This is a genomic window from Bradyrhizobium sp. CCBAU 53340, assembly GCF_015291645.1.
GTDB lineage: Bacteria > Pseudomonadota > Alphaproteobacteria > Rhizobiales > Xanthobacteraceae > Bradyrhizobium.
This window is the reverse complement of sequence record NZ_CP030055.1, coordinates 2,463,712-2,477,806: the sequence shown is the minus strand read 5'-3', so window position 1 is coordinate 2,477,806 and position 14,095 is coordinate 2,463,712. Positions and strand designations below refer to the sequence as shown.

At 63.9% G+C, this 14,095-nt stretch carries 13 protein-coding genes; 3 read left to right on the top strand and 10 right to left on the bottom strand.

Annotated features, from left to right (window positions below):
- Positions 1–78 precede the first annotated feature (78 nt).
- Entirely contained in the window at positions 79–1,275 is a 1,197-nt protein-coding gene (gene metK, locus XH89_RS11610) for a methionine adenosyltransferase (protein ID WP_194467188.1), read from the bottom strand.
- 60 nt (positions 1,276–1,335) lie between these two features.
- A complete protein-coding gene (locus tag XH89_RS11605; protein ID WP_194468449.1) occupies positions 1,336–2,691 on the bottom strand; it encodes a hypothetical protein in 1,356 nt (451 codons plus the stop codon).
- A gap of 163 nt (positions 2,692–2,854) precedes the next feature.
- On the opposite strand from XH89_RS11605, the gene XH89_RS11600 reads away from it, so the two are divergent.
- Positions 2,855–4,573, top strand: a complete 1,719-nt coding sequence (locus XH89_RS11600) for a caspase family protein (protein WP_194467187.1) — start codon at positions 2,855–2,857, stop codon at positions 4,571–4,573.
- Positions 4,574–4,795: 222 nt separating this feature from the next.
- On the opposite strand, the gene XH89_RS11595 is transcribed toward XH89_RS11600, so the two are convergent.
- The 6 genes from XH89_RS11595 to XH89_RS11570 form a co-directional block, all read right to left on the bottom strand.
- A complete protein-coding gene (locus tag XH89_RS11595) occupies positions 4,796–5,914 on the bottom strand; it encodes a cobalamin-independent methionine synthase II family protein (RefSeq protein ID WP_194467186.1) in 1,119 nt (372 codons plus the stop codon).
- 22 nt (positions 5,915–5,936) lie between these two features.
- Positions 5,937–6,653, bottom strand: a complete 717-nt coding sequence (locus XH89_RS11590; protein WP_194467185.1) for an ABC transporter ATP-binding protein — start codon at positions 6,651–6,653, stop codon at positions 5,937–5,939.
- Complete coding sequence (locus XH89_RS11585; RefSeq protein ID WP_194467184.1) at positions 6,646–7,401, bottom strand: ABC transporter ATP-binding protein; 756 nt, start codon at positions 7,399–7,401, stop codon at positions 6,646–6,648. Before XH89_RS11585 ends, XH89_RS11590 begins: the two co-directional genes overlap by 8 nt.
- The gene (locus XH89_RS11580) at positions 7,398–8,426 is read right to left on the bottom strand and encodes a branched-chain amino acid ABC transporter permease (protein ID WP_194467183.1); all 1,029 of its coding nucleotides are present in this window, start codon (positions 8,424–8,426) and stop codon (positions 7,398–7,400) included. Before XH89_RS11580 ends, XH89_RS11585 begins: the two co-directional genes overlap by 4 nt.
- A gap of 8 nt (positions 8,427–8,434) precedes the next feature.
- Positions 8,435–9,304, bottom strand: a complete 870-nt coding sequence (locus XH89_RS11575) for a branched-chain amino acid ABC transporter permease (RefSeq protein ID WP_194467182.1) — start codon at positions 9,302–9,304, stop codon at positions 8,435–8,437.
- A gap of 179 nt (positions 9,305–9,483) precedes the next feature.
- Positions 9,484–10,662 (bottom strand): ABC transporter substrate-binding protein, encoded by a 1,179-nt coding sequence (locus XH89_RS11570; RefSeq protein ID WP_194467181.1) that lies wholly within the window; start codon positions 10,660–10,662, stop codon positions 9,484–9,486.
- Positions 10,663–11,185: 523 nt separating this feature from the next.
- Here XH89_RS11570 and XH89_RS11565 point away from each other — a divergent pair.
- The gene (locus XH89_RS11565) at positions 11,186–11,470 is read left to right on the top strand and encodes a hypothetical protein (RefSeq protein ID WP_194467180.1); all 285 of its coding nucleotides are present in this window, start codon (positions 11,186–11,188) and stop codon (positions 11,468–11,470) included.
- A gap of 46 nt (positions 11,471–11,516) precedes the next feature.
- Here XH89_RS11565 and purU read toward each other — a convergent pair whose 3' ends face one another.
- Entirely contained in the window at positions 11,517–12,380 is an 864-nt protein-coding gene (purU, locus tag XH89_RS11560) for a formyltetrahydrofolate deformylase (protein WP_194467179.1), read from the bottom strand.
- 161 nt (positions 12,381–12,541) lie between these two features.
- Between purU and XH89_RS11555 the strand changes: the two genes are divergently transcribed.
- Positions 12,542–13,378: a uroporphyrinogen-III synthase gene (locus XH89_RS11555; RefSeq protein WP_194467178.1), complete on the top strand. Its 837-nt coding sequence runs from the start codon at positions 12,542–12,544 to the stop codon at positions 13,376–13,378.
- 18 nt (positions 13,379–13,396) lie between these two features.
- On the opposite strand, the gene XH89_RS11550 is transcribed toward XH89_RS11555, so the two are convergent.
- Positions 13,397–14,080: a redoxin domain-containing protein gene (locus XH89_RS11550; RefSeq protein WP_194467177.1), complete on the bottom strand. Its 684-nt coding sequence runs from the start codon at positions 14,078–14,080 to the stop codon at positions 13,397–13,399.
- Positions 14,081–14,095 lie beyond the last annotated feature (15 nt).

Below are 14,095 nucleotides of genomic sequence, written 5' to 3'. Positions count from 1 at the left end.
CGAAGAGGCGCCCCGGACTAGCGACGTGAGGATTTAAGGATCCGGGTTCGCGCACGAACCCGGAATGTCACACAAGAATCAGAGCGCGCGCTTGAGCTGCTCGACGAGATCGGTCTTCTCCCAGGAGAAGCCGCCCTCGTTGTCGGGCGTGCGGCCGAAATGGCCGTAGGCCGAGGTGCGCGCGTAGATCGGGCGATTGAGGTCGAGATGGGTGCGGATGCCGCGCGGAGTAAGGTCCATCGCCTTGCCCGCAGCCTGCTCGAGCTGCTCCTCCGGCACCTTACCGGTGCCATGGGTATCGATGTAGATCGAAAGCGGACGCGCCACGCCGATGGCGTAGGCAAGCTGTAGCGTGCAGCGGTCGGCAAGGCCGGCCGCGACGATGTTCTTGGCGACGTAACGCGCAGCGTAAGCGGCCGAGCGGTCGACCTTGGTCGGATCCTTGCCGGAGAACGCGCCGCCGCCATGCGGGGCCGCACCGCCGTAAGTGTCGACGATGATCTTGCGGCCGGTCAGGCCGGAGTCGCCATCGGGGCCGCCGATGAAGAACTTGCCGGTCGGGTTGATGTGCCAGATCGTCTTCGGCGTGATCCAGTCCTTCGGCAGCGCCTCGCGCACATAGGGCTCGACGATGTCGCGGATCTGCTTGGACGAAATGTCCTCGATCAGATGCTGGTGCGACACCACGATCTCGCGCACGCCGACGGGCTTACCGTTCTCATACTGCACCGTGACCTGGCTCTTGGAATCAGGGCCGAGCACCTTCTCCTTGCCGGAGTGACGGGCCTCGGAGATGAGGCGCAGGATCTTGTGGGCATAGAAGATCGGCGCCGGCATCAGGTCGGGCGTCTCGTTGGTGGCGTAGCCGAACATGATGCCCTGGTCGCCAGCACCCTCTTCCTTGACCTCGCCCGGCTGCAGCGCATCGACGCCCTGGGCGATGTCGGCCGACTGCGGATGCAGCAGGATCTCGATGTCGCAGGTCTTCCAGTGGAAGCCTTCCTGCTCGTAGCCGATGTCCTTGATCGCGCCGCGCACGACGCTCTCGATCTGCTCGTTGGTCACCGACTTCGGACCGCGCGTCTCACCGGCGATCACCACCTTGTTGGTGGTCGCCAGCGTCTCGCAGGCGGCGCGAATAGCCCAGGGGTCGATGCCGGCTTTCGGCCCTTCGCGATAGAACAGGTCGACGATTTCGTCGGAGATCCGGTCGCAGACCTTGTCCGGATGGCCTTCGGACACGGACTCGCTGGTGAAGAGATAGGACGCGCGCATCAGTAACCCCTTGTTCCGCCACATCAGGCGGACGTTTGCGATGTTTACCTTTGGATTATGTCAATCACGCCGGCGCGAGATGACGTAGGATTCGTCGAGAAACCAGAGCCCGTTGTACTTTCGCAGCACATCCCTGGCGGCATCCAGAGTGCGGCCGTTTTGAGTCATATCTGTCAACCGGTCGTCCTCAATCTGAGCGACATACACCGCCGCATTCCAGGCTGCAAAGGCTGTCGAGGTTCCGATGGTACCCGTTACCTCGTTGGGCAGCGCTTCCATATCATACCTGAAGATCGAACGGTTATCCGCATAAGCATTAAAATTGAGGTCCCGGCCCAACGACCCAAGCTCGTACTTAACGGCGCGCAATAGCTCATGACGGCTCACCGAGAAAGGGTTTTCTCCGGGCCAGATCGCCTGGATCATTTCCATGCCGGGATCGTGACCATGGGAGTGGATTCCAATCAGCCGTCCGCCCGGCCGCAACGCCCGCGCCAGCGGTGCAATGATCCGCTTGGCCCGGAAATTGACCGAGGACAGGGCCCGGTAGGGCTGGGATGCAATGACGAGGTCGAAATTGGCCTCGGTCTGGCCCGGCCGCGGAATGGTCGAATCGAGCAGGAATCTGTGATCCTCACGGTAGAGCACGAGGACGACCGGCCGCTCGTAGAGCGGCATGGCCGTGCGCGGGCTGATCGCGGCGCGCCAGTTCTGCTCCAGAAACGGCCGCAGCTCGGCGATCTGCTGCTCGAATTCGCCTGACGAAGCGCCCCGCAGCGGGACTTCGTGCCAGACGGTGGCCGCGGCTGCCGCGGGCGAGGCCGGCGTGAGCCACGGAGCCTCGGAGTAGAACATGTTGGTGAAGACGAACACCGATGCCGGGTGCTCGAAAATGCGGTCCGGCACCTTCTCTAGCGTCAGGCGCAGATCCTCGAGGCTGAGCTCCTTGCCAGCCACGTAGAACGGCATGTGCGGATAGCGCTGATGCGTGGCGCGCAGCACCCGCGCCAGCACCGTGCCGTCGCCGACACCGGCGTCGAAAATGCGCAGCGCCGGCGGCCGCGGATGGATGGTGGAAAGCTCCAGCGCCACGCGGTCGGCGATCACCCGCTTCTCGCTGCAGGTGTGGACGAACAGCAGGTACTTCTGCCGGTTCTCGAAGAAGCGGAAATTGCCACGCGGATCGCGCCTTTCCGGGGGCACTTGAAGTCCCCGCGGCGGCGGCAGGCCGCCGGTCGTCGATGCCGCGATATAGGCCTGGATCCGCTCCAGCGTGTCGATGGTGATGCGCTTGCCCTCGCGCAGGCGGTGCACGAGCTTCCCATCGTTCACCGCACGCCGGCCAAACGTCGATTCCGCCATGTCCGCCTTGCGGCAGAACTCGGTGATCTGGCTGAGGATTTCGTCGTTCTTCATGGAGTGGGACAGCGGTGGGCAGAAGGGTTGGGACCCACCTCTTAGCAAATTCTGCCCACCGAGGGAATACCGCCGCCTGCTTTCTCCCAAGTCCGATGACGCACCCATGAACCGCAACGTGTCGCAGGACAACAAACAAGCACGTCTCCTCAAGGAATCACGCATGAGCCGCCTGCTCGTCGCGCTCGCCCTGCTCGCCGCGACCCTTTGGTCGGCGCCCTGCTCCGCCCAGTCGCGCAGCCAACTGGGGCCGCTGTGCACAACCGAAACCACGCCGGCGGACCAGATGGTCGACGCCTGCACCAAGATCATCGCGTTGAAGGTATTCAAGGGCGGACAGCTGGCGACCGTCTATTTCTGGCGCGCCGTAGGCTGGAACAAGAAGGGCGACTACGCCAAGGTGATCGCCGACACCACGGAATCGATCCGGCTCAGCCCGAGCCAGGCGGCCTACAATCTCAGGGGATCGGCCTACTACGACAGGGGCGACAACGAGATCGCTATCACCGACTTCGACGATGCATTGAAGCTCGGTCCGCCCGACGGCATCATCTTCCACAACCGCGGCAATGCCTGGCGAGGCAAGGGCGACTACGCCAAGGCGATCGCCGACTACGACATGGCGATCAAGGCCGATCCGAGATCGGCGTTCTCGTTCCAGAACCGCGGCATCTCCAAGGAGGCGCTCGGCGATCTCGACGGCGCGCTCGCCGACATCAACCAGGCGATCCGGCTCGATCCGACGCTGCCGCAGCCGCTGATCAACCGCACCTCGATCTGGCGCGCCAAGGGTGACCTCGAGCGCGCCATCGCCGACGGCAGCGAGGCGATCCGGCTCGCGAAGGAAAAGCCGCCGACCAACATCATGACGCCGCCGAACAGCGTGCTGATCTCCGGCTATACCCATCGCGCACTGGCCTATGAGGCCAAGGGCGACTACGCCCACGCGCGCGAGGACTACATGGCGACGCTGACGATCGTGGCCTCCGACGCCTGCAGCAAGGCCAACCAGGCGACCGCAAAGGTTCGGCTGTCGCTGGTGACCGACGCAACCGCGCCAATCCCGCGCGATGCCCCCTCACCGGCGACGCAGCCGACGACGGCCCCTGCCCCGCAGCAGACCGGCGCGACACCGGCGCCCTCGCCCGCTCCGGCCGCTCGCGGCACGCGCATGGCGCTGATCATCGGCAACGGCGCCTATACACACGTCAAGGCGCTGCCCAATCCGCCCAACGACGCGCGTGCTGTAGCCAAAAGCCTGCGCGACATCGGCTTCACGGTGTCGGAAGGCGTCGATCTCGACCGTGCCGCGATGCAGAAGATGACGCGGGACTTCCTGCGCGACGCGGCGCGGGCACAGGTGGTCGTGGTCTATTACGCCGGCCACGGCGTGCAGGTCGACGGTCGCAATTACCTCATTCCCGTCGACATCGAGCTCAAGGCTGGCAGCAGCATGACCGAGGCCATGATCGATATGGACACGATCATGGCGGGCCTCGACGACCAGGTTCGCACCAACATTTTGATCTTCGATGCCTGCCGCAACAATCCGATGGCGCAGCAGGTCGCGAGCGCCGGCGGCAGCCGCGGCATCGAGGGCGCGTCGGGCCTTGCGGCGCCGTCAAGTCTGGGCGCCGGCGCAACGCTGGGCGCCGGCACGCTAATCGCATTCGCGACCGCGCCGGGCCAGGTCGCGCTCGATGGAGAAGGCGCCAACTCCCCCTTCTCCGCCGCGCTGTCCCGCCACATTGGCACGCCGGGCCTCGAAGTGCAGCAGATGCTGACGCGGGTGCGAGCGGAGGTGGTCTCGACCACCAAGAACAAGCAGGTGCCGTGGTCGAACTCGTCGCTGCTGGGCGAGGTTTACCTGGCGGAGAAGTGAGGGACGGCTTTTGCCGTGGCTACGGTGAGACGAGACGACGCGTCAAACTCAGCGTCGTCCCGGCGCAGGCCGGGACCCATACGCCGCAGCAATGGTTTTGCGAAAGCTAGGAATTGCCCGCTTGCCCCAAACTTCTCCTTGGGGGTATGGGTCCCGGCCTGCGCCGGGACGACACTGCGGAATTGGCGAGAGCTCTAAGCCTCACAAAGAAATGCGCGGAGCTTACTGGCCCCACACTTCCTTCGCGATCTCCACAGCAAGGCTCAGCTTGGCCCACTGCTCCTCCTCGGAGAGGATGTTGCCCTCTTCCGTCGAGGCGAAGCCGCACTGCGGCGACAGCGCGAGCTGCTCCAGCGGCGCGAACTTGGCGGCCTCATCCAGACGGCGCTTGATGTCGTCCTTCTTCTCGAGCTCGCCGAACTTCGAGGTGATGACGCCGACCACGACAACCTTGTTGCCCTTGGGCAGGAAGCGCAGCGGCTCGAAGCCGCCGGCACGGTCGCTGTCGTATTCCAGGAAGTAGCCGTCGTAATTGGTACCGGCGAGCATGGTCTCGGCCACCGGCTCGTAGCCGCCGGACGAAATCCAGGTCGAGCGGAAATTGCCGCGGCAGACATGCGTCGTCACCACCATGTCGGCGGGCTTCTCGGCCAGCGCGTAGTTGATGATGCGCGCGTAGATCTGCTGGAGACCATCCGGATTGTCGCCGCGCTCACGGGCCTTCTTCAATTCATCCTGCGAGCAGAGATAGGCCCACACGGTGTCGTCGAACTGCAGATAACGGCAGCCGGCATCGTAGAAAGCCTTCACGGCCTTGCGGTAGGTCTTGCCGAGATCCTCGTAGAAGGCCTCGAGATCGGGATAGACATCCTTGGAGATCGACTTGCGACCGCCGCGGAAGTGCAGCACGGCTGGCGAGGGGATGGTCATCTTCGCGGTGACGTGGGCCTGGTCGGCGTACTTCTTCAGGAAGCGGAAATGGTCCAGCATCGGGTGATTGTCGGGGAAGTCGAGCTTGTCGATGACCCGGACCGCATCGTGGCGAGTCTGCACACCCGCGAACTGGATGCCGGTGTCGGGGTGGAACAGCTCGCAGCCGGTGAGCTTGGCCAGGAAGTCGAAATGCCACCACGAGCGGCGGAATTCGCCGTCAGTCGCGAGCTTCAGGCCGACCGAGGCCTGCTTGTGTACGACCTTCTCGATCTCCACGTCCTCGATCTTGCGCAGATCATCGGCCGAGATCTCGCCCTTCTCGAGCTTCGCGCGGGCTTCCTTGATCTTGGCGGGACGCAGGAGGCTGCCGACCTCGTCGGCACGGAAGGGGGCTTTGGTTCGCTGCATTTCTTTACTCCCAAGATATTTCTTAGTGGGCCGCTGCACCTGCGACGCCGAGGTGGCGCTCCAGGACCGATGGGTCGGCCTTCAGCGCGGCGCTCGGGGCGTCGTGGACGATCGTTCCGCGCTCCAATATCACAACGCGGTCGGCAAGCCCGAGAATCTTTTGGGCATTCTGCTCGACAATGATCGAGCAGATGCCGCCGGCTCGGGTGATGGTGCCGATCGCCTTGAGCAATTCCTCGACGATGATGGGGGCCAGGCCCTCGGTCGGCTCGTCCAGCAGCAGGACCTTCGGGTTGAGTGTCAGCGCGCGGCCGATCGCCAGCATCTGCTGCTCGCCGCCGGAGAGCTGGTTGCCGAAATTGCTGCGGCGTTCCTTCAGCCGCGGAAACATCTCGTAAACCTTCTCGACGGTCCAGGGACCGGGCTGCGCCACCGCGGTCATGTTCTCTTCCACCGTCAGCGAACGGAAGATGTTGCGCTCCTGCGGGACCCAGCCGATGCCGGCGCGCGCCCGCTGGTCCGGCCGGAGCGAGGTGACGTCGGTGCCCGCGAGCCCGACAGTGCCGGAGAAGCGGCGGGTGACGCCGACAATGGAATTGATCAGCGTCGTCTTGCCGGTGCCGTTGCGCCCGAGCAGTGCCAGCACCTGGCCTTCGGCAAGGCGCAAGGACATGTTGGGCAGCACCACCGCCTCGCCATAGCCCGCGCGGAGCTGGTCGATCGCGAGCAGGTCAGACATTGACCGCCTCCTCGCCGAGATAGACCGCCTTCACCTGCGGATCACGCGCGACCTGGTCGGGCGGCCCTTCGGTGAGCAGTGCGCCGGAGACCAGCACCGAGATGCGGTCGGCGAATGAGAACACGAGGTCCATGTCATGTTCGATCAAGAGCACCGTGACGTCGCGCGGCAGCGCGCCGACGACCGCGAGAATGTCATGCCGCTCGCTCTCGGGCACGCCAGCGGCGGGCTCGTCGAGCAGCAGCACGCGTGGCTTGGCGGCAATTGCGACCGCGATCTCGAGCAGGCGCTGCTTGCCGTAAGGCAACGTGACGGTCTGCTCGTTCATGACATCAAGCAGATGGAAGCGCGCCAGGAGATCGGCGATCTCGCCGTTGACGTCGCTGCGCGTGCCCATCCGCCGCCACCAGTCGCCGCCATGGCCGAGGCGCTCGGAGACGGCAAGTCCGATGGTCTCGAGCGGGGTGAGATCAGGATAGAGCTGGTTGATCTGGAAGGTGCGCGACAGGCCGCGCAGCACGCGCTTGTGCACGGGCAGGTCGGTGATATCCTGGCCCTCGAGCAGGATGCGACCCGAATTCGGCCTGAGCACGCCGGTGAGCTGGTTGATCACAGTGGTCTTGCCGGCGCCGTTCGGGCCGATCAGCGCGTGACGGGCGCCCTGCTCGATCCTGAGCGACAGGTCGCGCGTGACGCGCAGACCGCCAAACGTCTTTTCGAGATTCCGCGTTTCGAGCGCGATGGTCATGCGTCGCCCTCCGGCACGGCGACGACGGCTTTGCGTCCCATCACCTGCTTGATGATCAGGTTCGGCACGTAAAGCACCCAGCGATGCAGCCGCTGGCGGCCGACCAGCACGATCACGACCAGCACGAGGCCGATCCAGAATTGCCAATATTGCGGAGTGATGGTGGAGAACACTTCCTGGAGCATGCGGAAGATCACAGCTCCAATCAGTCCGCCATAGAGATAGCCGGTGCCGCCAATGACGAGCACCAGCATCAGATCGGCGGAACGCTCGAAGGCGAACACGTCGAGCGAGGCGATCGCGGTGGTCTGGGTGAACAGCGCGCCCGCGATGCCGGCATAGAACGCAGCTAACGTATAGATGGCGATCAGGCGGCGATTGACGGGGATGCCGATGGCGGCTGCACGCAATGGATTGTTCTTGATCGCGCGCAGCGACAGGCCGAACGGCGAGTGCACGATGCGACGCGCGAGCAGGAACAGCAGTAACAACACGGCCAGCGAGTAGAAGAAGCCGGCCTTGCCGAACATGTCGAACGGGATGGCGCCCAGGATCGGCTGCATCTCGATGCCCTGCAGGCCGTCGGTACCGCCGGTGACGTTGGAGAAGCGCTCGGCGAGCGCCTCCAGCAGCAGCGCGATGCCGAGCGTCACCATCAGCCGGGTGAGATCAACGCCGCGGATCACCAGGAAGCTGGTGGCGAAGCCGAGCACCATCGCGGCCAGGCCCGCCGCGATCAAGGCGAGCACGGGCTCATTGATAACGCCGTGCAGCGCCAGCAATCCCGCGGCATAGGCGCCGACACCGAAGAAGGCGGCATGGCCGAGCGAGACGATGCCGGCATAGCCGAGGATGAGATCGAGCGACATCGCAAACAGCGCCAGCCGCAGGATGTCGGTCATGATGAGATAGCGTGTGGGAAACAGGAAGCCGCAGGCGAGCACGACGAGCCAGAAGGCAACCTCGCCATAATGCCAGCGCGCCTGCCGCTGGGCGTGATAACCGACGTCGGAAGAAGCGCTCATCGGCAAGCTCAACGCGCGGCCGTGCGGCCGAACAGGCCGTTCGGGCGCCAGATCAGGATCACGATCATCATGGTGTAGATCACGAAGGGGCCCATCTTCGGCACGTAATATTTGCCGGCGACGTCGCCGATGCCGAGCAGAAGCGAGGCGAGGAATGGGCCAGTTATCGAGGATGAGCCGCCGACGGTGACCACGATCAGGAAGTAGATCATGAACTTCAGCGGGAAATACGGATCGAGGCCGAGGATCTCGGCGCTCAGCGCGCCACCGAGGCCGGCGAGCCCGCATCCGAAGGCAAAGGTGAAGGCGAACACTTGCGGCACGTTGATGCCAAGGCCGCTCGCGGCGCGCGGATCATCGACGGCGGCGCGCAGACGGCTGCCGAAGCGGGTCTTGGCCAGCACCATCTGCAGACCGATCGTGAGCAGGCCGCAGATCACGATGATCATCAACCGGTAGCGGCCGATACCGACCCCGAACACATCGAACTGGCCCTGCAGCGCAGCCGGCAGATTGATGAAGACACGGGAGGAGCCCTGGATATAGTCCACGGCCGCGACCGACATGAAGGTCAGGCCGATAGTGAACAGCACCTGGTCGAGATGACTGCGCGTGTAGAGATGACGATAGAGCGTGCGCTCGAGCGCGATTCCGATCACCGCGGACGAGACGAAGGCGAGCGGCAATGCCGCGAAGAACGGCCATCCGTGCTGGTTCACCAGCATCATGCAGACATAGCCGCCGGCCATGGCGAAGGCGCCATGGGCGAGATTGACGAAGTTCATCAGGCCGAGCGTGACCGCGAGCCCGCAGGCAAGCACGAACAGCAGCATGCCGTAGGCGACGCCATCGAACAGATTGGTGAGGATTGAGGTCATCGCGCGTCGAATATCACCTGAGATGTAGCCAAGTGCCGTGCTGCACTCCCTCCCCCGCTTGCGGGGGAGGGCTGGGGAGAGGGTGCCTCCACAACGAAGACTCCCCCAGAGGAGAGAGCCCTCACCCGGCGCTTCGCGCCGGCCTCTCCCGCAAGCGGAAGAGGTTTAGAAGAAGCTGGTCACTTCTTGGTCTTGCCGAGATCTTTGACGGCCTCAAAGGTCTGGAACTCGACATTGAAGAGTTCGCCGTCGGTCTTCTCGACCTTGCGGATGTAGACGTTCTGGATGATGTCACGCGTCTCCGGATCGATCGAGATCGGGCCGCGCGGGCTCTCCCACTTCTGACCCTTCATGGCTTCGACCAGCTTGGTACCGTCGGTGTCGCCATTGGTCTTCTTGAGCGCCTCATAGATCAGGTGGATGCCATCATAGCCGCTCACCGCCATGAAGCCCGGACGATTGCCGAACGCCTTCTTGTAGGCGGCGACGAAGTCCTTGTTCATCTGCGAGGGGTGCGCGGCCGAATAGATATGCGCGGTCACGGTCCCGAGCACGGCATCGCCCATGTTGTTGAGCAGATCGTCGTCGGTGACGTCGCCCGGTCCGATCACCTTGATGCCGGCCTTGTCGAGGCCGCGCTCGGCATATTGCTTCATGAAGTTGCCGCCCTGGCCCGCCGGCACGAACACGAAGATCGCGTCCGGCTTGGCATCCTTCATGCGCTGCAGGAACGGCGCGAAGTCGGGGTTGGCGAGCGGCGTCTTGACCTCTTCGACCACCTCGCCGCCGCCGGCGGTGAAGTGTTCCTTAAAGAAGTTGAGCGCGTCATTGCCCGGCGCGTAGTCGGAGGTCAGCGTCGCCACCTTCTTGATGCCGTTCTTCACCGCCCAGTCGCCGATGATGGTCGAGGACTGCGCCAGCGTGAAGCTGGTGCGCACGATATAGGGCGAGCGCTCGGTGATGATGGAGGTGCCGGCCGCCATCACGACCTCGGGAATCTTGGCCTGCGTCGCCAGTGGCGCGGCCGCGAGCGCCGCCGGCGTCACGCCAAAGCCGCCGATGAAATTGACCTTGTCGTTGACGATCAGCTCCTGCGCGGCGGTCTTGGTCTTGTCCGGGATCGCCGCATCGTCCTTGACGATGATTTCGATCTTCTTGCCGGCGACGGTATCACCGTTCTGCTGCATGTAGAGCTTGATCGCGTTCTCGATCTGCTTGCCGGTCGAGGCCTGGCCACCGGTCATCGGCAGGATCATGCCGACCTTGACGGTGTCTTCCGCCTTGGCAGGCGCAACGGCCGCGAGACCGGTGATGGCGGCAAGAACGGCCGTGCGAGAAAACTGTTTGCGTTCGAACATCAGATGTCCCTCCCCTTCATTCCTTAACTCTTGTGCGCCAGACCGAGTGCCCGGTCCTTGCCTCACTTTAGCCCACGCACGAGCGATGTCGCGCGTCACATGGCGTCTTTCGCGCCTTCATTGTCAATCGGACGTTCGGCGACCATTCGGCGCAAACCGTGCGTTCCGATTCATGGCGACGGGACGCGATGTCGCGGTTACGACCAGGTAACCAGCGCACATCGATCTCGGCCGCGCCATTTGTACGATTGTACAAATAAAATGGACCTGTCAACGAAAAAGCCCCTGCCGATAAGGCCAGATTGTCGCGAGCCCACGGCGGCAATCTAGAAAGGCGGCAGGAGGCGTGGATGGAGGATTTCGCCTTTCATTTGCAGAATCCGGACATCGGCGAACAAAACGGGCGCGACACTTTGGTATTTTTTTACCTATCTCGAATAAGCCAATTTTACCTTGTTGAAGACTACCATCCCTGACCGCTGGTTATCCGGCGTCCGACCACTCCGATTCCGGCGCCCGCACGATGTCCATGCGTTTTCGTTCTCTGCTGATCCTGATCGCACTCGCCGCGGGGCTGGCTGGCTGCGGCACGGTCAACGAGAAGCTCTCGGCCGGCATGGGCGACTACGTCCCGCAATGGGCTGGCGGCCTGCCAGCGGACGCACCGCCCCGGCCGGGCACGCCGCAATACGACGCCTACATGAAGGAGCGCGAGCGCAAGCGGCTGATGCCCGCGGCCGATCGCGAGAAGGAAGAGCAGGCGCAGAAGGGTGCGACCGGGTCGACGTCGAACGAGGCGGTGCACTGAGGCGCAGGGCTCCCTCGCCCCGCTTGCGGGGAGAGGTGAAGAGCCATCAATCCACGAACACCACGGTCTTGCGGCTGTTGAGGATGACGCGGTCGTCGAGATGGTAGCGGATCGCGCGCGCGAGCACGCGGCGCTCGATGTCGCGGCCCTTGCGGACGAGATCTTCCGGCGTGTCGCGGTGGCTGATGCGCTCAACGTCCTGGTCGATGATCGGGCCTTCGTCGAGATCTCGCGTGACATAATGGGCGGTGGCGCCGATCAGCTTGACGCCGCGCTCATGAGCCTGGTGATAGGGCTTTGCGCCCTTGAAGCCCGGCAAAAACGAGTGGTGGATGTTGATGCAGCGCCCCGAGAGCTTTGCCGACAGATTATCCGACAGGATCTGCATATAGCGGGCGAGCACCACGAGATCGGTCCCCGTTTTGGCGACGAGATCGAGGATCTGTGCCTCCTGCTCGCTCTTGGTCTCCTTGGTGACGGGCAGATAATGGAACGGGATGCTGCCGAAATCGAGCCCGGCATAGACCTCGCGCGGATGGTTGGAGACGATCGCGGCAAGTGTCATCGGCAATTCGCCGGTGCGCCAACGATAGAGGATGTCGACCAGGCAATGGTCGGACTTCGACACCAGCAGCATCACCTTGCGATGCGCGGCGCGGTCGCGCATCTGCCATTCCATGCCGAAGCGCTCGGCGATCGCGGCAAAGCCGGTCTGGAGCGCGGCCAGTTCCACGGCGAGATCGGCCGCGGTGAACACCACGCGCATGAAGAATTTCTTGGTCTCGACGTCGTCGAACTGCTGGGCGTCGAGAATGTTCTGTCCGGAGTTCGCCAGGAAGGTCGAGACCGCCGAGACGATGCCGGGACGATCCGGACAGGACAGGGTCAGAACGTATTGATGATCGGGCATGGCTGTTGAAGAGAGGGTTCTTGACGAAGGTTTGGGCAGGCCGCGCGGAACGACCCGCGATTTGCGCCCTGCTCTAGCACCGAGGCGACCCTTGCGCCAATCCCGACGACGGAGTCAGGATGAACGGACGATTGCGATTTTGGACTGACCGGAGCACGCCCATGGCCGACCGTTTGAACGGCACCCGCATCCTGATCCTGGAGACCCGCGAGGAGGCGCAGTTCTCGAAGCTCCTGGCCGAGCAAGGTGCCGAGGTCGTGCAATGCCCGATGTTCACCATCCAGGATGCGCCGGACCCCGCCCCGGTCGAAGCCTGGATCCGCCGCGCCATCGACAAACCGTTCGACGACCTCGTGCTGATGACCGGCGAAGGCCTGCGGCGGATCATGAAGCTCGCGCGCGCTCGCGGGCTCAACCAGGCCCTTGTCGCCGCGCTCGCCAAATCACGAAAATTCACCCGCGGGCCGAAACCCGGCAAGGCACTGCGCGAGATCTCGCTGGAAGCGCAGCAGACCACGGAGAAGCCGACCACCGAGGGCGTGATCGGGATGCTGGGCAAGCTCGATTTGAAAGGGCATCGCCTCGGCCTTCAACTCTATCCGGACAAGGATCACAGCGCGCTGACCGGCGCGCTTGCCGCGCAAGGTGCAGAGGTCGATACGGTCCTGCCCTATGTCTATGACTCCAAGGCAGCGGACGCCAACATCGTCGCCGCCATCGACGAGATGGCCGCGGGCCGGATCGATTCCATCGCACTGACCAATCTCGGCCAGGTCCGCCGCCTGATCGAAGCCGCGAAGGCGCATGGCAGCGAGGCGAAGCTGCGCGCGGGATTCGAACGAACCCTCATTGCGTCGGTAGGCCCGGCAGTTTCCGGCGAGCTCGCCGCGCATGGCCTGCGCACGGATGTCTCGCCGGCGGAAGACGCCTATTTCATGCGCCCGCTGATCTCGGCGATGGCCGCGGCGATGGCCGAACGACCGAAGGTGGCGGAGTGAACCGCCAGGCAGCGATGCCTAGCCCGCCAGTTGCGAGGCCGCCGACATCAGCTCCTGCGGGCTCGGCGCTCCGAACATTCGCTGACCGCCGTCCGGAACCTCGGTAAAGGTCCAGCGCACGATCCCCTCCCGATCGAGCAGGAACTGGCCGAACAGCTGGCCCGTGCCGGTTGCTGCCATGCGCTGATCGGCGTCGGTCATTTCATATCCGTCCTTGTTGTTGAGGTACTCGGCGGCCGCCGGCCGAGCCATCGGCCCAGGCAATTCGCCGGGCATATCGACTGGTGGCATGCTCATGAGCACATCCATGCCGACCTTACGCGGCCACTCCGTCTCGTTCTGCGTGAACTCGATATTGGGCAGGCCGAATGCACGGTGTGAGACCCGATCGGGGTCGGCGGCCGCGAGCAGATTTGGTAGTGGATGATAGCGGAAATACAATCGCGCCCGGTCGATCGGCGTGTTGACGACCGTGAGAGTCTCGATGCCCTTCCCGCGCAGCGCCCCGTCAAGCTGCGCCTGCGCCGCAATATGGCGCCGGCAGAACGGGCAGTGCAGGCCGCGAAACAAGCCCACCAAAATCGGACTATGCCCGCGATAATCCTCCAGCGCGATCTTTCCTTCGCGTGTGATGGCGTCCAGGACGATGTTCGGTGCGCGATCGCCCGGCTGAAGTGTTCCATCCACATGATGTTCTGACATGGTTGAAATCCCTCA

Excerpts from the sequence above, each read along its gene's own strand:
- metK (WP_194467188.1), bottom strand. The coding sequence starts at position 1,275 with ATGCGCGCGTCCTATCTCTTCACCAGCGAGTCCGTGTCCGAAGGCCAT.
- XH89_RS11605 (WP_194468449.1), bottom strand. The coding sequence starts at position 2,691 with ATGAAGAACGACGAAATCCTCAGCCAGATCACCGAGTTCTGCCGCAAG.
- XH89_RS11600 (WP_194467187.1), top strand. The coding sequence starts at position 2,855 with ATGAGCCGCCTGCTCGTCGCGCTCGCCCTGCTCGCCGCGACCCTTTGG.
- XH89_RS11595 (WP_194467186.1), bottom strand. The coding sequence starts at position 5,914 with ATGCAGCGAACCAAAGCCCCCTTCCGTGCCGACGAGGTCGGCAGCCTC.
- XH89_RS11590 (WP_194467185.1), bottom strand. The coding sequence starts at position 6,653 with ATGTCTGACCTGCTCGCGATCGACCAGCTCCGCGCGGGCTATGGCGAG.
- XH89_RS11585 (WP_194467184.1), bottom strand. The coding sequence starts at position 7,401 with ATGACCATCGCGCTCGAAACGCGGAATCTCGAAAAGACGTTTGGCGGT.
- XH89_RS11580 (WP_194467183.1), bottom strand. The coding sequence starts at position 8,426 with ATGAGCGCTTCTTCCGACGTCGGTTATCACGCCCAGCGGCAGGCGCGC.
- XH89_RS11575 (WP_194467182.1), bottom strand. The coding sequence starts at position 9,304 with ATGACCTCAATCCTCACCAATCTGTTCGATGGCGTCGCCTACGGCATG.
- XH89_RS11570 (WP_194467181.1), bottom strand. The coding sequence starts at position 10,662 with ATGTTCGAACGCAAACAGTTTTCTCGCACGGCCGTTCTTGCCGCCATC.
- XH89_RS11565 (WP_194467180.1), top strand. The coding sequence starts at position 11,186 with ATGTCCATGCGTTTTCGTTCTCTGCTGATCCTGATCGCACTCGCCGCG.
- purU (WP_194467179.1), bottom strand. The coding sequence starts at position 12,380 with ATGCCCGATCATCAATACGTTCTGACCCTGTCCTGTCCGGATCGTCCC.
- XH89_RS11555 (WP_194467178.1), top strand. The coding sequence starts at position 12,542 with ATGGCCGACCGTTTGAACGGCACCCGCATCCTGATCCTGGAGACCCGC.
- XH89_RS11550 (WP_194467177.1), bottom strand. The coding sequence starts at position 14,080 with ATGTCAGAACATCATGTGGATGGAACACTTCAGCCGGGCGATCGCGCA.